We start from the raw sequence: 21771 nt of genomic DNA on the forward strand, positions 1-21771 counted from the left end.
AATGGACAGGCATAAAAAAAGGGCGAAGATTGCTCTAAGCCCTTGATTTACTTGATTCGTGGCGGGAAACCAGGGATTCGAACCCTGGGAACGCTATTAACGTTCGCCGGTTTTCAAGACCGGTGCATTCAACCACTCTGCCAATTTCCCGTTCTTCATGTCGTGCGTCGCAAGGATGCAGCTGAGAAGTACCTGAGATAAGAACTCATGGACCTGTTACAGTCGGCAGTTTTCAAGACTGCTGCCTTAAACCACTCGGCCACACCTCCGTTGCGTTGCGGGCGCCATAATACCCGAATGAAACACACTGTCAAACTCTCTTCACAGCTAGCGGCAAAGCGTCTGTTATGATCTTTGCGTCTGAACATTTCAACCATCAGGAGTTGCGCCATGCGCGAACAGGATTACGCAGTGAAAAACGGCGTGCAGGCCGAGCAGCTAGAGGTTAGCCGCGTCCTGCGCAATACATATGGTCTTCTGGCTATCACCCTTGCTTTCAGCGGCTTGATGGCTTTTATCGCTCAGCAGAATCACGTTCCTTACCCGAACGTATTCGTCGTGCTGATCGGCTTTTATGGCCTTTTCTTTCTCACTAACAAATTACGCGACTCGGCGTGGGGTCTGGTTTCGACCTTCGCACTGACCGGTTTCATGGGTTACCTGCTGGGCCCGATCCTCAACCGTTACCTGGGTATGCAGGGCGGTGCTGAAGTTGTCAGTTCGGCGTTTGCGATGACCGCGCTGGTATTCGGTGGTTTGTCCGCCTACGTGCTGATCACTCGCAAGGACATGAGCTTCCTCGGTGGCTTCATCACCGCTGGCTTCTTCGTCCTGCTGGGCGCGGTGCTGGTCAGCATGTTCTTCCACATCAGCGGGCTGCAATTGGCGATCAGCGCAGGTTTCGTGCTGTTCTCCTCCGTTTGCATCCTGTTCCAGACCAGCGCAATCATCCAGGGCGGCGAACGCAACTACATCATGGCGACCATCAGCCTGTATGTATCGATCTACAACCTGTTCATCAGCCTGTTGCAGTTGTTTGGCCTGATGGGTGGCAGCAGAAACTGATTCGCTGTCGAGCTTCAACAAAAAGCCCGCTTAGCGGGCTTTTTGCTGTCTGACTCTATTATCATTGCTCAATGATTCGTTGACTGAGCCGACCATGAAGTTCGCCATTGCCCTTTTTTCTGCGGCCCATGAGCCCTCCTCCCGCCGCGCCTTGCTGTTTGCGCAGGCGGTGTTGGCTGGCGGCCATGAGATTGTCCGGCTGTTTTTCTATCAGGAAGGCGTGCATATCGCGTCGGGCAATATTGTCACGCCTCAGGATGAGCAAGACCTGCCACGCCAATGGCGCGAGTTTGTCACCCTCCACCAGCTCGATGGCGTGGTGTGCATCGCCGCCGCCTTGCGACGCGGTGTATTGAATGAGGAAGAAGCTCAACGCTATCAGCGACCAGCAGCCAATGTGTCAGCACCGTGGGAGTTGTCCGGGCTCGGCCAGTTGCATGATGCGGTGCAGGCCGCCGACCGACTGATCTGCTTCGGAGGGCCTTGATATGTCAAAATCATTATTGATTATCAGCCGTCAGGCCCCGTGGTCTGGCCCCGGCGCACGGGAAGCACTGGATATAGTGTTGGCCGGCGGCGCGTTCGATTTGCCTATTGGCTTACTGTTTCTCGATGACGGGGTGTTTCAACTTTTGCCTGAGCAAAAGGCCGCTCAAGTACAGCAGAAGGACCTGACAGCCAACTTGAAAGCCTTGTCGCTGTTCGGCGTCGAAGATATTTTTGCCTGTCGCGACAGCCTGGCAGAACGCGGAATTTCCTCTGCCGGATTGAATGTGGATACGCTGCAACTGCTGCAAACGTCAGAAATCCCCATGATTATTGACCGCTACGACCAAGTGATAACGCTCTGATGTCGACTTTGCATGTTTTGTCTCACTCCCCTTTCGCGGACAGCCGTCTGACCAGCTGCCTGCGCGTGCTCGGCCCGAAAGACGCCATTTTGCTCTGCGGCGACGCTACGTATGCTTTGCGTCCCGGTTGCGCACCGCTTCGTGCACTGGAGGCGCAACTAGCGTCGTTCGAGCTGTTTGTACTTGAAGAGGACATCCTGGCGCGTCATCTTGAGATTCCGCACGGGGTCCAGAGCGTCGATTATGCGGGCTTCGTCGCGTTGTCGATCCGCTTCGACAAGGTCAACACCTGGTTATGAAACAGCTGACGATTGCTGAGCACCGCATTGCGCTGGACAAGGATGGTTTCCTCGAAGACCTGAACGACTGGTCTGTCGAGGTTGCAACCGCCCTGGCGTCGCGGGAAGACATTACCCTCGGCCCGGAACACTGGGAGATTCTGCAACTGCTGCGGGCTTTTTACGCCGAGTTCCAGTTATCGCCCGCCACTCGGCCGCTGATCAAATACACCGCGTTGAAGCTGGGCCCTGAAAAGGGTAACAGCATGCACCTCAATCGCCTGTTCAATGGCACCCCCGCCAAACTCGCCGCCAAGCTGGCGGGCCTGCCCAAACCGACGAATTGCATATGACCGATTTTGCCCCGCTGATCACTGAAACCCCTGCCGAGCACCCGTTCGCCCAGTTCGTACGCATCCTGGGCAAGGGCAAGCGCGGAGCGCGTGACCTGACCCGTGAAGAAGCCCGGGAAGCCATGGGCATGCTGCTCGACGAAAAAGTCGAAGACACTCAGCTAGGCGCCTTTCTGATGCTGTTGCGGCACAAGGAAGAGAGTGCAGAGGAGCTGGCAGGTTTCACCGAGGCAGTACGCGAACGCTTGCACGCTCCGGCGTTGCAGGTGGACATCGACTGGCCGACTTACGCGGGCAAAAAGCGCCATCTACCGTGGTACTTGCTCGCGGCCAAGTGCCTGGCACAAAACGGTGTGCGCGTGCTGATGCATGGTGGTGGCGCACATACCGCTGGCCGCCTGTACAGCGAGCAATTGCTCGATCTGCTGGGTATCCCGCTGTGCCGTAACTGGCAAGCGGTCGGTACGGCGCTCGAACAACACAACCTGGCGTTCATCCCGCTGGGCGATTGGGCGCCGCAGTTGCAGCGAATGATCGACCTGCGCAACATCTTGGGCCTGCGCTCGCCTATTCATTCACTGGCACGGGCGCTGAACCCCCTAGGCGCTCGCTGCGGTCTGCAAAGCATCTTCCATCCCGGTTACCAGGGCATGCACCGTGAAGCCAGCGGCTTGCTGGGTGACAACGCCATCGTGATCAAGGGCGATGGCGGTGAAGTCGAAATAAACCCGGACACCATCAGCCACCTTTACGGCACTACAGCCGGGCAAAGCTGGGATGAGGAGTGGCCTGCGCTGGCCCCAAGACGCCATGTCAAACCGGCCACGCTCGATCCGGCACAATTAACGGCGCTGTGGCGTGGCGAAGTAGAAGACAGCTACCCGCAGCTGGCCCTGATTTCGACCATTGCCCTGGCCTTGCGCGGCCTTGGAACACCGCGCGATGCCGCCTTCGAATTGGCTCAGCAGTACTGGGATAATCGCGACCGATCTATTTAACCGATCATAACCGCCCATGCTTTGCGCTATTTGTTCGAACCAATGCAATTAGACTGACCTCCAACGCAAAAGAGCTTAGGAGTCAGACATGGGCCTTCTGGTCGACGGACGCTGGCATGATCAGTGGTACGAAAGCAGCAAAGACGGCGCCTTCCAGCGTGAAAACGCGCAACGCCGTCACTGGATCACCGCTGACGGCCAACCCGGCCCCAGCGGTGAAGGTGGCTTTGCCGCGCAAGCTGGCCGCTATCACCTCTACGTTTCCCTCGCCTGCCCATGGGCTCACCGCACGCTGATCCTGCGCAAACTCAAAGGCCTGGAAAGCTTGATCGACGTCTCCGTGGTCAGTTGGCTGATGCTGGAAAATGGCTGGACCTTCGATAAACAAAAGGGCTCCAGCGGTGACAAACTCGACACTCTGGACTTTCTTTATCAGCGCTATACCGCCGATGACGCCACCTACACCGGGCGCGTGACGGTGCCGTTGCTGTGGGATAAACAGCAGCAACGTATCGTGAGCAATGAGTCGTCGGAGATCATCCGCATGCTCAACTCGGCATTCGACGGCCTGACGGGCAATCGCCTGGACCTCTACCCCGAACCGCTGCAACAGCCGATTGATCAACTAAATGACCGGATTTACCCCGCCGTCAATAATGGCGTTTACCGCGCAGGCTTTGCCACTTCGCAAGGTGCTTACGAGCAAGCATTCGATGGGTTGTTTGCAGAACTGGATTGGCTGGAAGTGCTGCTCGGCGAGAACCGTTACCTGGCCGGTGAGTACCTGACCGAGGCCGATGTGCGCCTGTTTACCACCCTCGTTCGCTTCGACGCGGTGTATTACAGCCACTTCAAATGCAACCTGCGTCGCATTGCCGATTACCCGAACCTGAGCAACTGGTTGCGCGAGGTGTATCAGTGGCCGGGAATTGCTGAGACGGTGGATTTTGAGCACATCAAGGGTCACTACTATGCGAGCCACCGGACTATCAATCCGACCGGGATCGTACCAAAAGGACCGGCGCTGCACCTAGACACCCGTCATGACCGCGAACGGCTTACCGGCCGTGGGATCTGGCACAAAACGGGCGTTTGAGAGTAAGGCCTGAAGTGCAGCCTTGATCGTCCGCAAACGCGGATCATCAAGGCTGCACTTAAAGCTGAAGCGCTAGAGCTGCCCTTGAGCGCCTTCGAACCACGCCAGTTTTTCCCGCAACTTGACCACTTCACCGACAATCACCAGCGTAGGCGCATGCACTTCATGCTCCGCGACCAGTTGGGGCAAGTTGGCCAATGTGCCGGTGAACACCCGTTGATTCGATGTGGTGCCTTGCTGAATCAGCGCCGCAGGCGTGTCCGGGGAACGGCCATGCTTGATCAACTGTTCGCAGATGATCGGCAAGCCGACCAGGCCCATGTAAAACACCAGGGTCTGCGCGGGTGAGACCAAGTCGTTCCAGGGCAGGTCCGTGGTGCCATCTTTCAAATGCCCGGTGACGAAGCGCACTGATTGCGCATAGTCACGGTGGGTCAGCGGAATACCGGCATAGGCTGCGCAACCGCTGGCAGCGGTAATGCCCGGCACCACCTGAAACGGAATGCCGTGGGCCGCCAGTTCTTCGATCTCTTCGCCGCCACGCCCGAAAATGAACGGATCGCCCCCTTTCAGACGCAGAACGCGCTTGCCTTGCTTGGCCAGATCAACCAACTGCTGATTGATCTGATCCTGCGGCAAGGCGTGATCGGCACGCTGCTTACCGACATAGATCCGCTCGGCATCGCGTCGGCAGAGTTCCAGTATCGCAGGCGCCACCAAGCGGTCGTAAAGCACCACATCGGCTTGCTGCATCAGCCGTAAGGCACGGAAAGTCAGCAAATCCGGATCGCCCGGCCCTGCGCCCACCAGATACACCTCGCCGGGTGCGCTGGGCGCCTCACCGTTGATTTTGGCAATCAGCAGACGTTCGGCTTCAGCGCCCTGTCCGGCCAGTTGGCGGTCAGCGACAGGCCCCTGAAACACTTCTTCCCAAAATGCCCGACGCTGCTGAACATCAGGGAACAGGTTTTTGACCTGGCTGCGGAATCGCGCCGCCAGGCCGGCCAATTGGCCATACGTCGAGGGAATCCAGGTTTCAAGCTTGGCGCGAATCAACCGCGCCAGCACCGGCGCATCACCGCCACTGGAAACCGCAATCACCAACGGTGAACGGTCAACGATGGCCGGGAATATCACGCTGCACAGCGCAGGTGAATCCACCACATTGACCGGCACACAACGCTGCCGGGCATCTTGCGACACCTGCGCATTGAGCGGTTCGTCATCGGTGGCGGCGATGATCAGCACGCACCCCTCAAGATCGCCCTGGGCATAGCCACGTAAAATCAGTTCGCCGCCGCTGCGCTCCACCAACTCGCACAATTGCGCTTCTATCTCGGGTGCAACCACCCGCAATAACGCGCCGGCATCAGCGAGCAAGCGTGATTTGCGCAAGGCAATTTCACCCCCACCGACCACCAGCACGCGACTACCACGCAGGTTATGGAACAGCGGCAGGAATTCCATTTAACCGATGACCTCAAGACCACCCATGTAGGGTTTCAGTGCCTCAGGAACACGGATCGAACCATCGGCCTGCTGATAGTTTTCCAGCACGGCGACCAACGCCCGACCTACCGCCAGACCGGAACCGTTCAGGGTGTGAACCAATTCTGGTTTGCCGGTTTCCGGGTTACGCCAGCGCGCCTGCATGCGTCGCGCCTGGAAATCGCCGCAGTTGGAGCACGAGGAAATTTCGCGGTATTTGTCCTGGCTCGGGATCCAGACTTCAAGGTCGTAGGTCTTGACCGCACTGAAGCCCATATCACCGGTGCACAAGGCCAGTACGCGGTAAGGCAGCTCCAGCAGCTGCAAAACGCGCTCAGCGTTGCCGGTGAGGGTTTCCAGGGCCGCTTGCGACTGGCCAGGCTCTACGATCTGAACCATCTCGACTTTGTCGAACTGATGCTGACGAATCATCCCGCGTGTATCGCGGCCCGATGCACCGGCCTCACTGCGAAAGCACGGGGTATGCGCGACAAACTTCAGCGGCAATTGCTTTGGATCGAGAATTTCGCCAGCGACGATATTGGTCAGCGACACTTCAGCAGTCGGGATCAAGTACAGATCTGCTTCACCTTCGCGGGTGATCTTGAACAGGTCTTCCTCGAATTTCGGCAACTGGCCAGTGCCCTGCAACGCAGGCGCCTGCACCAGGTACGGGGTGTAAGCCTCTTCGTAGCCGTGCTCGGTGACGTGCAGGTTGATCATGAACTGCGCCAGTGCACGGTGCATGCGAGCGATGGGGCCCCGCAGCAGCGCGAAGCGGGCGCCGGACAACTTGGCAGCGGTTTCAAAATCCAGCCAGCCGTACTTTTCGCCGAGCTCGACGTGGTCTTTGACCTCGAAGTCGAACGCAGTCGGTGTGCCCCAACGACGGACTTCAACGTTGTCGTCTTCATCAGCGCCAACCGGAACCGATTCGTGTGGCAGGTTCGGCATGCTCAGCAGCATCCCGTCCAGCTCGGCCTGGATGTTGTCCAGCTCGACTTTACCGGTGCTCAGTTCGTCAGCCATACGCTCGACGTCTGCCATCAACGGCGCGATGTCTTCGCCGCGCTGTTTGGCCTGACCGATGGATTTGGAGCGGGCATTACGCTCGGCCTGCAACTGTTCAGTGCGGGTCTGGACGGTCTTGCGCTGGTTTTCCAGCGCTTCGATGCGGGCCACGTCCAGGGTAAAACCACGGGAAGCCAGGCGATCCGCTACGTCCTGAAGTTGGGTACGTAACAGTTTGGAATCGAGCATATCGTTCTCTCGTCTATCAAAGTTTGGTCAAGGACAGGCCAGCCCAGGTCGCGAGCAGCCCGCCGAATACGGTGATTGCCGCGTAGCCCAGTGCCAGCGGCACCTGCCCGCTTTCCAGCAAGCGCAGCGTATCCAGTGAAAAAGATGAAAATGTCGTCAGGCCACCCAGAAAACCTACCATCAGGCCTGCACGAAGCTCGATTGGCACGTCGGGACGCAACAGAAACAGTCCGTACAGGTAACCAATCAGCAAGCAGCCGACGATGTTAACGGCCAACGTTGCGGTATAGAAGTGGCGCGGCCAGTTCGCCGAGATCCAACTGGCGGTGGCGAAGCGCAATAATGTACCAACGAGCCCCCCGGCGGATACTGCAAGAATCAATCGAATCACTACTTTCTCCGCTTACGTGGGCTTGCCTTGTCCAGTGCCGCCAGATGATTAAGCTTTTCCCCGATCTTCAGCTCAAGGCCACGCGGTACCGGTCGGTAGTACTGACGCGGCTCAAGCGCGTCGGGAAAATAGTCTTCGCCAGCGGCGTAGGCGTCGGGCTCATCGTGTGCGTAACGGTACTCTTCGCCATAGCCCAGTTGTTTCATGAGCTTGGTCGGGGCATTGCGCAGGTGCAGCGGAACCTCCAGCGAACCATGTTCGGTCGCCTCCTGCATCGCCGCCTTGAAGCCCATGTACACGGCGTTACTTTTTGGCGCGCAGGCCAGATAAACGATGGCCTGCGCCACAGCCAATTCACCTTCGGGGCTGCCCAGGCGCTCCTGCACATCCCACGCTGACAGGCATAACGTGAGCGCTCGGGGGTCGGCATTGCCGATGTCTTCACTGGCCATGCGTACAACGCGGCGCGCCAGGTACAGCGGATCGCAACCGCCATCAATCATCCGCGCGAACCAGTACAACGCAGCGTCGGGGTTGGAGCCGCGAATCGATTTATGCAGCGCGGAAATCTGATCGTAAAACGCTTCGCCGCCTTTATCGAACCGACGACGACTGTCGCCAAGCAGGCTTTGCAGCAACTCGACACTGATCTCGGTGCCATCTTCGGCGAGGTCGGAAGCGTTTTCCAGCAGGTTGAGCAAACGCCGGCCGTCACCATCAGCAGCGGCCAGGAGCATTTTGAAACCTTCGTCACTCAGGCTCAGTCGATGCTTGCCCAAGCCACGCTCTTCCGTCAGCGCACGCTGCACCAACTTGTGCAGCGCCGCTTCGTCGAGACTTTTCAGGACGTAGACCCGCGCACGGGAAAGCAAGGCGTTGTTCAGTTCAAAGGACGGGTTTTCAGTGGTTGCACCAATAAAAATCAGGGTACCGTCTTCCACGTAAGGCAGAAAGGCGTCCTGCTGCGACTTATTGAAACGATGCACTTCGTCGACGAACAGAATGGTTCGACGACCGTATTGCCCTGCCTGTTGCTTGGCAATTTCGACGGCTTGACGGATTTCCTTGACCCCGGCCAATACCGCCGAGACCGTTTCGAAATGCGCATCGGAGACTTTTGCCAACAGCCGTGCCAGCGTGGTTTTACCCACGCCCGGCGGGCCCCAGAAAATCATCGAATGCAGAGCACCCTGCTCCAGCGCCTCACGCAGAGGCTTGCCGTGAGCGAGCAGGTGTTCCTGACCGACGTACTCGTCCAGATTGGCCGCACGCAGGCGTGCGGCCAAGGGTTGAGCTATCGGATCGCTACGAAACAAGTCCATGGGTCGCGGTTAAACCTCTTATTCCTGAATGACATCAGCGCCTTTCGGGATATTGAATTTGAATTTGCTCGGGACGATTGGCTCGTTGGCTTTCACACCCGTGAACAGAATATTGGTGCGCTGACCCACGCTGTCGATCAATTGCATGTCATTGATGATGCCATTGCGAAACGACAGGCGCAGGCTGTCGAACAGCGTGTCCTTGGTCTTGGGCTTGAGCACGAAGTCGATCACGCCGCCTGCTTCCTTGGCACTAATGTCGAAACTTTCGCTGATCTTGGACACATCACCGGACAGCAGCAACGCAGGCGTCTGGGTCAGACGCTGGTCGAGGGTCTTGATCGTCACCTGTTCCAGGTCCGGGTCCCACAACGAGACTTTTTTCCCGTCGGAAACCATCAACTGCTCCTGAGGAGCGTCCGTGTGCCAATAGAACAGGCCAGGCCGCTGCAACGCCATGTCACCGGCCGTTTCCTGCAATTGGGTGCCGCTGCCGTCCAGTGTCAGTTGAGAAAACCTGGCGGTCAGGGTTTGCGATTTTTCAAGCAATTGGGTGAGTCGCGCGACATCTTTGCTATCGGCATGGGCCGGGATAGCGGAAAAAGCCAGTGCAGATACCAACAGCATGCGGATGAGTCGCATGGGAGTCCTCATTGAATTCAGTGGAGTCCAGACAGCGCGTTGTCGCGCTGTAGGGATTAGTCGCGCATTGGGCTCGGCGCGATGACCTCACGCGAGCCATTGGTGTTCATGGACGTCACGACGCCCGCCATTTCCATCGCTTCGATCATTCGGGCGGCGCGGTTGTAACCAATCTTCAGCTTGCGCTGTACCGCAGAAATAGATGCGCGACGGCTTTCCAGGACAAAACGTACTGCTTCGTCATACAGCGCATCGTTTTCGGTGTCGTCAGACCCTTCGCTGCCGCCGTCAAAGCCACTGCCGGGCTCTTCAACGCCCGCAAGGATGTCTTCGTTGTAGTCAGGCGAGCCACGCAGTTTCCACGCCTCTACGACGCGGTGGACCTCGTCATCGGACACAAAAGCGCCGTGGACACGAATCGGCAGACTGGTGCCCGGCGGCATGTATAGCATGTCACCGTGGCCGAGCAGTTGTTCGGCACCGCCCTGATCAATGATGGTCCGCGAATCGATCTTGCTCGATACCTGAAACGCCATGCGGGTCGGAATGTTGGCCTTGATCAGACCGGTGATCACGTCCACCGATGGCCGCTGGGTCGCGAGAATCAAGTGAATACCGGCCGCCCGGGCTTTTTGAGCGATTCGGGCGATCAGTTCTTCGACCTTTTTGCCGACGATCATCATCATGTCGGCGAACTCGTCGACCACGACGACGATGGTCGGCAACTTGGTCAGCAGCGGCGCTATGTCGTGCATGTTTTCGCGTTTGTACAACGGATCTTCGAGCGGTGTACCGGCGTCTTGAGCTTCTTTGACCTTGTGGTTGAAGCCCGACAGGTTACGTACACCCATCTTCGCCATCAGCTTGTAACGCCGCTCCATTTCGGCAACGCTCCAGCGCAGGGCATTGGCCGCGTCTTTCATGTCGGTGACAACCGGGCACAGCAGGTGCGGAATACCTTCGTAGATCGACAGTTCGAGCATTTTCGGGTCGATCATGATCAGTTTGGCGTCTTCCGGGCCGGACTTGAACAGGATCGACAGGATCATCGCGTTCACGCCCACCGACTTACCGGAACCTGTAGTACCGGCCACCAGCAGGTGCGGCATCTTCGCCAGATCGGTAATCACCGGCCTGCCGCCAATGTCATGCCCCAGGGCCAGAGTGACCGGGGACTTGGCATCATCGAATTCCGGAGTGGACAACACTTCGGAGAAGCGCACGATTTGTCGGTCTTCGTTCGGGATCTCGATACCGACCGTGGTCTTGCCAGGAATGACCTCAACCACACGCACACTGGTCACGGCCAGCGAACGCGCCAGATCCTTGGCCAGGTTGGAGATTCGACTGACCTTGACCCCGGCTGCGGGCTGAATTTCGTAGCGGGTGATCACGGGCCCCGGATGAATGGAGTCGACCGTGACTTCCACGCCAAACTCTTTGAGTTTGATTTCCAGAAGATGACCGACGGCCGCCAACGATTCCGGGGAGTAGTTGAGCTTTTTCTTCTCTGCCGGGTCCAGAATCGAAATCGGAGGCAAGGTGCCTTCCACGGCGCTATCGATGAACAAGGGCGCCTGTTTCTCTTTCTGCACCCGCTTGCTTGGCTCTACCACTTTGGCCGGGGCAGGAGCAATCACCGCAGGTATGTGTTTTTCGCGCTCGCTCATGTGCTTGCTGAGGGCTTGTTCGCGCTCGACCAAACGCTCTTTGGCCTTGGCCTGTTCCCGGCGGTCCGGCGTAATAGGCGCCACCACGTCACTGACGCGAGTATCGACTTCACGCAGTTGAGCAACCATCTGCTTGCGCTCGCTACGGGCCGTCCACCAGCGATTGGCAGCATTCTGGAACAACTCGAACAAGTCGAGCGTGATCTTGCCGGTGACGTCCATCACCTTGAACCAGGAAAGGTCGGTGAATACCGTCAGGCCAAACAGAAACAGCGCAATGAACATCAGGGTGCTGCCCTGGATATTCAGCGCATTTTTTGCCAGATTGCCCAGGCTTTCGCCCAGTGCACCACCGGCCGATGCCGGCAGGCCGGCCGTGAAGTGAAAGTGAATATGGGCCAGGGCTGCACCCGACAGCACCAAAAACACCAGACCGATCAGGCGCCAGGAGAACAGCCAGCCGCTCCACTGCCACGGTTCATGACGCTGGCGAAAGATTTGAAACGTCTTGATCGCCAACAACAACGGGAAGATGTAAGCGAAATAGCCCAACACCATGAACAATATGTCGGCCGAGAATGCGCCAGCACGGCCCGCAGCATTCTGTACCTGCTGGGCGTTACCGGTATGGCTCCAGCCGGGATCGCCCTGATCGTAGGTTAACAACGCCATCATCAGGTACAGGCACAGTGCGCCAATAGCGATCAGCGCACCTTCCTTGAGCCGGTAGTGCAAATGCTGCCGCCAGAGCGGAACGGGACTGGGTGCTACTGTGGATTTCTTCAAAACGCTTCTATTCCTGCGCCTGAGCGCGAACATCTGATGATTGACTGCGAAATACTATTTTCTAGCGTTCGGTAAAGATGAAACAAATAGCAACCTTTACTTACAACCTGGCTAATCACTTGAAAAAAAACCAATAAGGTTGGCATTGTACGGGTTTGTACCGCCGTTGCCACGCTAGTCTGGCTTGGGTGTAGCATATCTTCAAGCGCCGAACGAACAGCTCAATTTGAGCATGCATTGTCTTTTGTGACAAAGGCTTATGGGGTGTTTTTATGAGCAACATCAAACATCCGGCGGCTGTTGTGTCACACGTTCAAGCCATTGATTACAACGATTACAACGTTTTGCTACATAAATCCGCTTCAGGTTTCGTCAACGGGATCGTCTACGACCACATCGACGCCGTAGAGTTGCAACAGTCGATTGTCCCGCCCTCCCCTTTTGATAAGTCTTGATGCCATGCTGACCTGGTTACAACGCAACACCCTGACATTTCCGCCCCTGGAAAAAGCCATGCGCGAGCCAAATGGCTTGCTGGCCGCAGGCGGGGATCTGTCCGCCGACCGCTTGATCCAGGCCTATCGTCATGGTTGCTTTCCGTGGTTTCAGGAGGGGCAGCCGATCCTGTGGTGGTCACCAGACCCGCGCACAGTGCTTTTTCCTGAAGAACTGCACATTTCGCGCAGTCTGGGCAAAATAGTGCGCCAGGAACGTTATCAGGTGACCTTCGACCAGGATTTCGCGGCCGTCATTCAAGCTTGCGCAGCACCACGCACTTACGCCGATGGCACCTGGATTACCGACTCGATGCAGTTAGCCTACCTTGAACTGCATCGTCGCGGTCACGCCCACAGCGTGGAAGTCTGGGAGCAAGGCAACTTGGTCGGAGGCCTTTATGGCTTGGCCATAGGCCAGTTGTTTTTTGGCGAATCCATGTTCAGCCGGGCGGACAACGCCTCGAAAGTCGGCTTTGCAACGCTGGTCGAGCGACTGACAGCGTGGGGGTTCGTGCTGATTGACTGCCAAATGCCTACCCAGCACTTGCACAGCTTCGGCGCCAGAGCTATTGAACGCGCTACCTTCGCCGACTACCTTCGCCAACACCTCGATCAACCCAATATCGCCGACTGGCTGCCTAGGCGAGTTTCATAGCCTGACATACACTCTTACTAAAGATGTTTATCCGAGGGTTGATCATGACAGAGCTGGCGCGGCTTAAGTTTTATGCCACTCAACCCCATGCCTGCAGCTATTTGCCTGAGGAACAAGCGACGACGCTGTTTCTGGACCCTAGCCAGCCAATGGATGTTCAGGTGTATGCCGATCTTTCCGACATGGGCTTTCGCCGCAGCGGGGACCATCTTTATCGGCCGCACTGTCAGAATTGCAGCGCGTGCGTTCCTGCTCGCATCCCTGTAGAGCTGTTCGTGCCAGACCGTCAGCAAAAACGCATTTTCAAGCGCAATGCCGACCTTCACGTGAGTGCGACCCAGCCACGATTCAGCGAAGAGCACTTCGATCTGTATCAGCGCTATATCGAACAACGGCATGCTGATGGCGACATGTACCCCCCTAGCCGTGATCAGTTTTCAACTTTTCTGGTGCGCGACCTGCCCTTCTCGAAATTCTACGAATTCCGCCTCGGCGAACGTCTTCTGGCAGTCGCTGTGACTGACCTTCTGCCCAACGGTCTTTCAGCGGTTTATACCTTCTACGAACCCAGCGAAGAGCGCCGCAGTCTGGGCCGCTACGCGATTCTCTGGCAGATTGGCGAAGCTGCCAGACTGCAGCTCCATGCGGTCTATCTGGGCTACTGGATAAAGAACTGCAAAAAAATGAATTATAAAACCCAATATCGTCCGATTGAGCTGCTTACAAACCAGAGATGGGTCACTCTTTATTGAAGCGCTTGGCTTAACCCCTACTTTTCGGGCACAATGCACGCCGCTTTTGCCTGGCGCAGTTGCACCGGGCCATTCTTTGGTTACCGAGGGCTTTTACTGCATGTCGAAAGAAGACAGCTTGGAAATGGAAGGCACTGTCGTCGACACCCTGCCCAACACCATGTTCCGTGTGGAGTTGGAAAATGGGCACATCGTCACCGCGCATATCTCCGGCAAAATGCGCAAGAACTACATCCGTATTCTTACCGGTGACAAGGTGCGCGTCGAAATGACGCCGTACGACTTGAGCAAAGGGCGCATTACTTACCGCGCCCGCTAACAGGTCTTAACAAAAACGCCCGGCTTATGCCGGGCGTTTTTGTGCGGGCGGGATTTGATGACTGCGGGAGATCCCGCCGCGCTGTCGCGCAGCAACTGGGCCCTGATTCTGCCCGGAGGCCGTAATTGAATGGACTCGCCCAAGCCGAGGCGTCTATGCGCCACGGTGGCAGTCTAAGAAGCCAACGACAGCGAGGGCGAGTCCATGAAAAAGAATACGACGATTAATCAGTCCCTGTCTTCTGCCGATCTATCGGCGTGTACGACAGTGGCCGTCGATCTTGCCAAACGAGTATTCCAGGTCGCCGGGGAAGATGCTCTTGGCCAGGTGCTTTACGAAGAGCGGATCAAGTCGCGTGAGGCGTTTTATACTTTCCTGTGTCAACTGCCGCCAGATGTAGTGGTGCTGGTGGAAACCGGCCCAGGCGCGCAGGCATGGGCGCGGCAGCTACAGGATCAGGGCAACCTGGCGCGGATTCTTCCAGCCAGGCTGGTGGCTAATCATCGCAGCGGTGCCAAGAATGATCGCAACGATGCGCTTGCGATATTGCGTGCGGGCCGCGACAGCAACATTGCGGCAGTGCCCATCAAAAGTGCCGCAGCGCTGGCCATGCAGGCATTGCATCGTGCCCGGCAGGGTTACGTACGCCGCCGCACAGCGATCAGTAATCAGTAATCAGTAATCAGTAATCAGTAATCAGTAGTAATCAGATGCGGGGTTTACTGCTGGAGCATGGCGTTGCTCTGGCGCAGGGCGATGTTGCTATCAGCCAAACAATCCCCCGAATACTGGAAGACGCTACCCAGCCGCTGCCCGATATGCTGCGCGAACTGATCGACGAATTACTGGGTGAATGGCGCCACATGGGCGAACGCATCAACGTCTTGACCGGCCGTCTGGAGGCCGCCGCGAGCGACGACAAAACGGCCAAACGGCCAAACGGCCAAACGGCTGATGACAGTACGCGGTATCGGTCCGATTATCGCCACGGCACTGCTGGCCAAACAGACTGAGCCTGAGCGCTTCCCCAATGCGCGCAAGTTTGCCGCCTACTTTGGCATGGTGCCTGAGCAGAACAGCAGCGGGGAGCGGATTCGCTTGGGCAGGATGACCAAACGAGGTGATGGCTATATACGCAGCTTGATGATTCAGGGCGCTCACTCGGTGTTGAGGCAACTGCGACCTGATTCGCAGCAGCCGGATGACCTGCGTCTGCTACGTTGGTTAGGGCGTCTGGGTCGCAAGGAGGCGGCGGTACGGTTAGCGAACCATAACCTGCGCATCGTCTGGGTGCTGCTACAGAATGAACAGACTTATCGCCGCCAACCGGCCAATGGCCAGCCAACTGCGATGAGCCACTGATCCAAAGAGCTCTGCCATCGGGGCGCCAAGCCGCTCCGACCCTTGCTAAAAAACATTGACCCCAGGTCAGACCGTCGCGGATTGATGCCTTAGCTCCTACCGGCCTTCGAGGCCTGAATGTAATTGGCATACCGCGAGCTGAACCAATGTTGACCAGAAGCCGGAGTCGGCTTCCTCGAATAGGCCTTATACATAGATGCAACCGGGTAGCAGTGTTTAAAAGCGGGTAGACAGTGGAGGCGAGTCCATACATAGGAGCTGGCTTGCCAGCGATAGGCCGGGGTCGCGTCCGACACAGAGGACCTTCATGCGGTGGCAAACTCAGCCATTTTGCGACTGCTTCGCAGACAAGTCAGCCCCTATCAAACAACCTGTAAGTTATTGGAAAATAAAGAATAAATGTCGTTATATTTTCAGCTAAACGCAGATTCGTAGGAGCTGCCGAAGGCTGCGATAGGCCGGGGTCGCGGGCGACCGGCACGACCTTCAGCGGTCTCAAGAAAGCGACCGGTTCCGTCGGACGCGCCCCCGGGGCGATCGCAGCCTTCGGCAGCTCCTACAGTTTGCTGCGCGACAGCGCGGCGTCGAAGACGCGGCGAGGCCTCCTATCAAACATAGGTGCATGCAAAAAAAGCCCCGCATTCCACATCTCAGTGGAATGCGGGGCCTTTTGTTTTGGCTTAAGCCATTTCTGCCGTGGTTTCGAAGTCGAAGGTCATTTCCCCGTCCTTGACGTCGATATGCACCACCCCGCCGTGCTCGGCCAACTCACCGAAGAGGATCTCTTCAGCCAGCGGACGCTTGATCTTGTCCTGGATCAAACGAGCCATTGGTCTTGCACCCATCTGCGCATCGTAGCCACTTTCAGCCAACCAGGTTCTGGCGGCGTCAGTCACCTCAAGCAGCACACGCTTGTCTTCCAGCTGCGCCTGCAGTTCGGTAAGGAACTTGTCCACCACACTTTTGATGACCTCATGAGTGAGGCGCCCAAACTGGATAATGGTGTCCAGACGGTTGCGGAACTCTGGCGTGAAGCTCTTTTTGATTACTTCCATTGCATCGGAAGAGTGGTCCTGATGCGTAAAGCCTATCGATGCCCGTGCAGCGCTTTCCGCGCCAGCGTTGGTGGTCATGATCACAATCACGTTGCGGAAGTCCGCCTTGCGCCCGTTGTTATCGGTCAGCGTGCCGTGATCCATTACCTGCAGCAGCAAGTTGAAGACTTCTGGGTGCGCCTTCTCGATTTCATCGAGCAGTAATACGCAATACGGTTGCTTGGTGATTGCTTCAGTCAGCAACCCGCCTTGGTCGAATCCAACATAACCTGGCGGCGCACCGATCAAGCGCGAAACGGTATGACGCTCCATGTACTCGGACATATCGAACCGCAGTAGCTCAACGCCCAATGCCTTGGCCAACTGGCGAGCCGCTTCGGTTTTGCCGACCCCGGTTGGACCTGCGAACAGGAACGAACCGACGGGTTTATCCGGCGACTTCAGACCTGCACGCGACAATTTGATCGCCGTAGACAACGAGTCGATCGCTGCATCCTGACCAAACACCGTCAACTTGAGGTCGCGCTCAAGATTACGCAGCAGTTCCTTGTCGGAGCTGTTGACATGCTTAGGCGGAATACGCGCGATCTTGGCAACAATATCTTCGACCTGGGCCACTTCGATACGCTTAACGCGTTTCTCGATGGGTTGCAGACGCTGATAAGCCCCGGCCTCATCGATCACGTCGATGGCTTTGTCAGGCATGTGCCTATCGTTGATGTAGCGCGATGCCAGCTCAGCAGCGGCGCGCAATGCCTCATCGCTGTACTCGATACCATGATGCTGCTCAAAACGCCCCTTGAGGCCTCTCAGGATGCCAATGGTGTCTTCCACCGATGGCTCAGATACGTCGACTTTCTGGAAACGCCGCGCCAACGCCCGATCTTTTTCGAAGATGCCGCGAAATTCCTGGAAGGTCGTCGAGCCGATGCAGCGAATATCACCCGAAGACAACAGCGGCTTGAGCAGATTCGACGCGTCCATCACGCCACCAGAAGCCGCGCCTGCACCGATGATGGTGTGGATTTCATCGATGAACAGAATCGCCTGCGGACGTTTTTTCAGCTCGTTGAGTAACGCCTTGAAGCGCTTCTCGAAGTCACCGCGATATTTGGTTCCCGCCAGCAAAGCACCCAAGTCGAGGGAATACACCACGCTGTTTGCGAGCAGATCAGGCACCTGGTTGTCGACAATGCGCTTGGCCAGACCTTCGGCAATGGCGGTTTTACCCACCCCGGCCTCACCCACAAGCAGCGGATTGTTTTTGCGCCGACGCGCCAGAATCTGCGCCACGCGCTCGACTTCCATCTCGCGCCCGACCAATGGATCGATACGGCCCTGACGAGCCAATTCATTCAGGTTGCTGGCATAGGCATCCAGAGGATTGCCTGAAGAGGAAGACTCACCGCCCTCGTCGTCCTGCATATCTTGCTCACCCTCTGAGTGATCGCCATGCCCTGGCACTTTGGAAATACCATGAGCGATGTAATTGACGACATCGATCCGCGCAACGCTCTGCTGTTTAAGCAGAAACACTGCCTGGCTTTCTTGCTCGCTGAAAATGGCGACCAGTACGTTAGCGCCAGTAACTTCGCGCTTGCCTGAGCTCTGTACGTGGAAGACAGCACGCTGCAGTACCCGCTGAAAGCCCAGGGTTGGCTGGGTTTCTCGATCCTCGTCATGGACGGGGATCAGGGGCGTTGTGGAGTCAATGAACTCCTGCAGATCATGCTTGAGTTTGTCGAGGTTTGCGCCACAAGCGCGCAAGACGGTCGCGGCAGCCTCGTTATCCAAAAGGGCCAGCAGGAGGTGCTCAACCGTCATGAATTCATGACGCTTCGAACGTGCCTCCTTGAAGGCAAGATTGAGGGTGACTTCGAGCTCACGGTTTAACATAGCTTCACCTCATACCCAAGTGGTCGGCGTTAACCGTCCTTCTCGATCTCACAGAGTAGCGGATGCTGGCTTTCCCTGGCGTATTGGTTGACCTGCATTGCCTTGGTCTCGGCGATATCGCGGGTAAACAATCCACATACTGCCCGTCCCTCTGTATGGACGGCCAGCATGACCTTGGTCGCCAGCTCACGATTCAGGTTGAAAAAAATCTCGAGCACTTCGACGACGAAATCCATCGGTGTGTAGTCATCATTAAATAAAACCACCTTGTACATCGGTGGAGCCTGCAGCGCTGGCTTGGCCTCCTGTAGCACCACTCCAGCAGCACCATCCTCGTGTGTCGGACGATCCTGATTGAATGTTAGTCGAATCTGGCTGAATGCATGCATGGAAAGAAAGGTTCGTAGGTGGGCGGGTTCAGTAATTAGTCGCAGTCTGACCGGTTTTCAAATGGAACGCCGCATGACCTTGACTATCGGCAAAACGGTGTTACAAACAATAGAACCCACATTGGGTAAAAAGGGTCCGTGCAGTCAACCAAATTCTTTTCGGTCCGGCGGATGAGGTGGATCATACTCCAGACGGAGTCCTTTGCAGAGGGATGTGAGCATGGCAAGCAGTAACCCCAAGCACGGCAAGGTTAAATGGTTCAACAACGCCAAAGGCTACGGATTCATTATTGAAGACGGCCATAACGAAGATCTTTTCGCTCACTACTCAGCGATAAAGATGGACGGCTACAAGACCTTGAAAGCAGGTCAATCCGTCAACTTCGACATCATTCAGGGCCCCAAAGGACTGCACGCTGTAGAGATTACAGCAGCGACCGAAACGCAGACCTTCCCCCCTGCTGATAGCGCGAGCCTGACCCATAAACCGCTGAATGTAAGCGCCTGATACGCCAGCCTTCAGGTCGCCAAACTAAAAACCAGCCGAAAAAAAACCGGCCAGCTCAATTAACTTGAGCTGGCCGGTTTTTGCTTAGCGCTGATCAGCTCACATGTGAGAGATCAGAGCATCGCCAAACGCGGAAGAAGACAGCAATTTAGCGCCGTCCATCAGACGTTCGAAGTCATAGGTCACTGTCTTGGCCGAGATTGCGCCGTTGGTGCCTTTGATGATCAGGTCAGCAGCTTCGACCCAGCCCATGTGGCGCAGCATCATTTCAGCGGACAGGATCAGCGAACCTGGGTTCACCTGGTCTTTGCCAGCGTACTTCGGTGCAGTACCGTGGGTAGCTTCGAACATGGCAATGGTGTCGGACAGGTTAGCGCCTGGAGCGATACCAATACCGCCCACTTCAGCAGCCAGGGCGTCGGACAGGTAGTCACCGTTGAGGTTCAGGGTCGCGATCACGTCGTATTCGGCCGGGCGCAGCAGGATCTGCTGAAGCATAGCGTCGGCGATGGCGTCTTTAACAACAACATTCTTGCCGGTTTTCGGGTTCTTGAACTGCATCCAAGGACCGCCATCGAGCAAGGTAGCGCCGAACTCTTCAGCAGCCACTTCGTAGGCCCATTCTTTGAAGGCACCTTCGGTGAACTTCATGATGTTGCCTTTGTGCACGATGGTCAGCGAGTCACGGTCGTTGTCGACGATGTACTGCAGAGCCTTGCGTACCAGACGCTTGGTGCCTTCCAGGGAAACCGGCTTGATGCCGATACCGCAGTTTTGGTCAAAGCGGATCTTGGTAACACCCATTTCCTCTTTGAGGAACTTGATGACTTTGATCGCTTCCGGCGAGCCGGCTTTCCACTCGATACCGGCATAAATATCTTCGGAGTTTTCACGGAAGATAGTCATGTCGACGTCGCCTGGCTTCTTGACCGGGCTAGGCACGCCTTCGAACCAACGCACTGGGCGCAGGCAAACGTACAGGTCCAACTGCTGACGCATGGCAACGTTCAGGGAACGAATGCCGCCGCCGACTGGAGTGGTCAGAGGGCCTTTGATGGAAACGACGTAGTCTTTAACGGCGTCCAGGGTTTCCTGAGGCAGCCAGGTATCCTGATCGTAGACTTGAGTGGCCTTCTCGCCAGCGTAGACTTCCATCCAGGAGATTTTGCGCTCGCCGTTGTAAGCCTTTTTAACTGCAGCATCAACAACCTTCATCATGACCGGGCTGATGTCGACGCCGATACCATCACCTTCAATGAAAGGGATGATCGGGTTGTTCGGCACATTTAGAGAATGGTCTGCGTTGACGGTGATTTTGTCGCCGACTGCTGGAACCTGAATCTTCTGGTATCCCATGCTGGACTCCGTTTCTTTCGTGGTCTGACATCTGCTGCGCGGGTAGCGCAACAGATGGATATTTGGGGCGCGAAAAGGCGCATCATTCTTGTAGCTTTTCTACAGAAAGTCACGCACTTTTCTATCGTCCGATGCCACCTTCACCCGCTACAACGCCCTGACTACAAGGCATGTAGCAAAACTACAAAGCAACTACATCAACGCTTTGGGCGAGCTGGCATCACGCCAGAACCAAACGTCGGTTCGCTGAAAAACAAGGCGAGCGACTATTATGGCTCCTCTCTCAACAAAGCGACGCCGCTTAATTGAAGGAGATTCACCTTTCATGCGTTTTACTCCGCACGTGACCGTAGCAACCGTCATCGAGGACGAGGGCCGTTTCCTGATGGTCGAGGAAGTCGCTGAGGCCCGAGCCGTATTTAATCAGCCTGCCGGGCATTTGGAAGCCGACGAAAGTCTGATTCAGGCCGCTCTGCGCGAAACACTGGAAGAAACCGGCTGGGATGTTGAGCTGACCGGGGTGATAGGTATCTACCTGTACACCGCCCCCAGCAACGGTGTGACCTACCAGCGCATCTGCTTCGCGGGCAAGCCGCTGCGGCAACGCCCTGACTACACGCTCGACGACGGCATCATTGGCCCACGCTGGCTCACCCGAGAGGAGCTTCTGCAACAGCGCGGCCGCTGGCGCAGCGAGCTGGTGATGCGCTGCATCGACGATTATTTGACCGGAGAACGGTTCGGTTTAGGCTTACTCCGTGAGACTGCATGATCACGGCCTG

General features: G+C 56.6%; 22 protein-coding genes, 1 tRNA gene and 1 pseudogene. 14 read left to right on the forward strand and 10 right to left on the reverse strand.

Annotated features, from left to right (window positions below; genetic code table 11):
* Positions 1-59 precede the first annotated feature (59 nt).
* Positions 60-150, reverse strand: a tRNA-Ser gene (locus AC1ME2_RS04990).
* Between the two features lie 240 nt (positions 151-390).
* Between AC1ME2_RS04990 and AC1ME2_RS04995 the strand changes: the two genes are divergently transcribed.
* The 7 genes from AC1ME2_RS04995 to AC1ME2_RS05025 all read left to right on the forward strand — a co-directional run bounded on the left by AC1ME2_RS04995 (position 391) and on the right by AC1ME2_RS05025 (position 4641).
* Complete coding sequence (locus tag AC1ME2_RS04995; RefSeq protein WP_480439695.1) at positions 391-1065, forward strand: Bax inhibitor-1/YccA family protein; 675 nt, start codon at positions 391-393, stop codon at positions 1063-1065.
* Between the two features lie 94 nt (positions 1066-1159).
* Entirely contained in the window at positions 1160-1552 is a 393-nt protein-coding gene (tusD, locus tag AC1ME2_RS05000; RefSeq protein WP_480439696.1) for a sulfurtransferase complex subunit TusD, read from the forward strand.
* A 1-nt stretch (position 1553) separates the two neighbouring features.
* Positions 1554-1916: a sulfurtransferase complex subunit TusC gene (gene tusC, locus AC1ME2_RS05005; protein ID WP_480439697.1), complete on the forward strand. Its 363-nt coding sequence runs from the start codon at positions 1554-1556 to the stop codon at positions 1914-1916.
* Positions 1916-2215, forward strand: a complete 300-nt coding sequence (tusB, locus tag AC1ME2_RS05010) for a sulfurtransferase complex subunit TusB (protein ID WP_480439698.1) — start codon at positions 1916-1918, stop codon at positions 2213-2215. Before tusC ends, tusB begins: the two co-directional genes overlap by 1 nt.
* Positions 2212-2547: a TusE/DsrC/DsvC family sulfur relay protein gene (locus tag AC1ME2_RS05015; protein WP_480439699.1), complete on the forward strand. Its 336-nt coding sequence runs from the start codon at positions 2212-2214 to the stop codon at positions 2545-2547. The genes tusB and AC1ME2_RS05015 overlap by 4 nt, the downstream gene beginning before the upstream one ends.
* Positions 2544-3545 (forward strand): glycosyl transferase family protein, encoded by a 1002-nt coding sequence (locus tag AC1ME2_RS05020; RefSeq protein WP_480439700.1) that lies wholly within the window; start codon positions 2544-2546, stop codon positions 3543-3545. Before AC1ME2_RS05015 ends, AC1ME2_RS05020 begins: the two co-directional genes overlap by 4 nt.
* A gap of 88 nt (positions 3546-3633) precedes the next feature.
* A complete protein-coding gene (locus tag AC1ME2_RS05025) occupies positions 3634-4641 on the forward strand; it encodes a glutathione S-transferase family protein (RefSeq protein WP_480439701.1) in 1008 nt (335 codons plus the stop codon).
* Between the two features lie 72 nt (positions 4642-4713).
* Here AC1ME2_RS05025 and cysG read toward each other — a convergent pair whose 3' ends face one another.
* The 6 genes from cysG to ftsK are packed head-to-tail and all read right to left on the reverse strand — an operon-like array spanning position 4714 to position 12233.
* Complete coding sequence (gene cysG / locus AC1ME2_RS05030) at positions 4714-6108, reverse strand: siroheme synthase CysG (RefSeq protein ID WP_480439702.1); 1395 nt, start codon at positions 6106-6108, stop codon at positions 4714-4716.
* The gene (gene serS / locus AC1ME2_RS05035; RefSeq protein ID WP_480439703.1) at positions 6109-7389 is read right to left on the reverse strand and encodes a serine--tRNA ligase; all 1281 of its coding nucleotides are present in this window, start codon (positions 7387-7389) and stop codon (positions 6109-6111) included.
* A gap of 16 nt (positions 7390-7405) precedes the next feature.
* Complete coding sequence (crcB, locus tag AC1ME2_RS05040; RefSeq protein WP_480439704.1) at positions 7406-7780, reverse strand: fluoride efflux transporter CrcB; 375 nt, start codon at positions 7778-7780, stop codon at positions 7406-7408.
* Entirely contained in the window at positions 7780-9102 is a 1323-nt protein-coding gene (locus tag AC1ME2_RS05045; protein WP_480439705.1) for a replication-associated recombination protein A, read from the reverse strand. The genes crcB and AC1ME2_RS05045 overlap by 1 nt, the downstream gene beginning before the upstream one ends.
* Positions 9103-9120: 18 nt before the next feature.
* Entirely contained in the window at positions 9121-9744 is a 624-nt protein-coding gene (gene lolA, locus AC1ME2_RS05050; RefSeq protein WP_480439706.1) for an outer membrane lipoprotein periplasmic chaperone LolA, read from the reverse strand.
* A 56-nt stretch (positions 9745-9800) separates the two neighbouring features.
* Positions 9801-12233 (reverse strand): DNA translocase FtsK, encoded by a 2433-nt coding sequence (gene ftsK / locus AC1ME2_RS05055; RefSeq protein WP_480439707.1) that lies wholly within the window; start codon positions 12231-12233, stop codon positions 9801-9803.
* 239 nt (positions 12234-12472) lie between these two features.
* On the opposite strand from ftsK, the gene AC1ME2_RS05060 reads away from it, so the two are divergent.
* The 5 genes and pseudogenes from AC1ME2_RS05060 (at position 12473) to AC1ME2_RS05080 (ending at position 15785) form a co-directional block, all read left to right on the forward strand.
* Complete coding sequence (locus AC1ME2_RS05060) at positions 12473-12655, forward strand: hypothetical protein (RefSeq protein WP_480439708.1); 183 nt, start codon at positions 12473-12475, stop codon at positions 12653-12655.
* A gap of 4 nt (positions 12656-12659) precedes the next feature.
* The gene (gene aat, locus AC1ME2_RS05065; protein WP_480439709.1) at positions 12660-13352 is read left to right on the forward strand and encodes a leucyl/phenylalanyl-tRNA--protein transferase; all 693 of its coding nucleotides are present in this window, start codon (positions 12660-12662) and stop codon (positions 13350-13352) included.
* A 44-nt stretch (positions 13353-13396) separates the two neighbouring features.
* Positions 13397-14104, forward strand: a complete 708-nt coding sequence (locus AC1ME2_RS05070) for an arginyltransferase (RefSeq protein WP_480439710.1) — start codon at positions 13397-13399, stop codon at positions 14102-14104.
* 100 nt (positions 14105-14204) lie between these two features.
* Positions 14205-14423 (forward strand): translation initiation factor IF-1, encoded by a 219-nt coding sequence (gene infA, locus AC1ME2_RS05075; protein ID WP_219064427.1) that lies wholly within the window; start codon positions 14205-14207, stop codon positions 14421-14423.
* Between the two features lie 204 nt (positions 14424-14627).
* Positions 14628-15785: pseudogene (locus tag AC1ME2_RS05080) on the forward strand (IS110 family RNA-guided transposase).
* Positions 15786-16465: 680 nt separating this feature from the next.
* On the opposite strand, the gene clpA reads toward AC1ME2_RS05080, so the two are convergent.
* On the reverse strand, positions 16466-18736 hold the full coding sequence (gene clpA / locus AC1ME2_RS05085) for an ATP-dependent Clp protease ATP-binding subunit ClpA (RefSeq protein WP_480439711.1): 2271 nt from the start codon (positions 18734-18736) through the stop codon (positions 16466-16468).
* 29 nt (positions 18737-18765) lie between these two features.
* Positions 18766-19125, reverse strand: a complete 360-nt coding sequence (gene clpS, locus AC1ME2_RS05090; protein WP_480439712.1) for an ATP-dependent Clp protease adapter ClpS — start codon at positions 19123-19125, stop codon at positions 18766-18768.
* Between the two features lie 220 nt (positions 19126-19345).
* On the opposite strand from clpS, the gene cspD reads away from it, so the two are divergent.
* Positions 19346-19633 (forward strand): cold shock domain-containing protein CspD, encoded by a 288-nt coding sequence (gene cspD / locus AC1ME2_RS05095; RefSeq protein WP_480439713.1) that lies wholly within the window; start codon positions 19346-19348, stop codon positions 19631-19633.
* Between the two features lie 99 nt (positions 19634-19732).
* On the opposite strand, the gene icd is transcribed toward cspD, so the two are convergent.
* A complete protein-coding gene (icd, locus tag AC1ME2_RS05100; RefSeq protein WP_480439714.1) occupies positions 19733-20989 on the reverse strand; it encodes an NADP-dependent isocitrate dehydrogenase in 1257 nt (418 codons plus the stop codon).
* Positions 20990-21314: 325 nt separating this feature from the next.
* On the opposite strand from icd, the gene AC1ME2_RS05105 reads away from it, so the two are divergent.
* On the forward strand, positions 21315-21761 hold the full coding sequence (locus tag AC1ME2_RS05105) for an NUDIX hydrolase (protein WP_480439715.1): 447 nt from the start codon (positions 21315-21317) through the stop codon (positions 21759-21761).
* Positions 21762-21771 lie beyond the last annotated feature (10 nt).

This window comes from Pseudomonas sp. ASL9 (assembly GCF_056680335.1).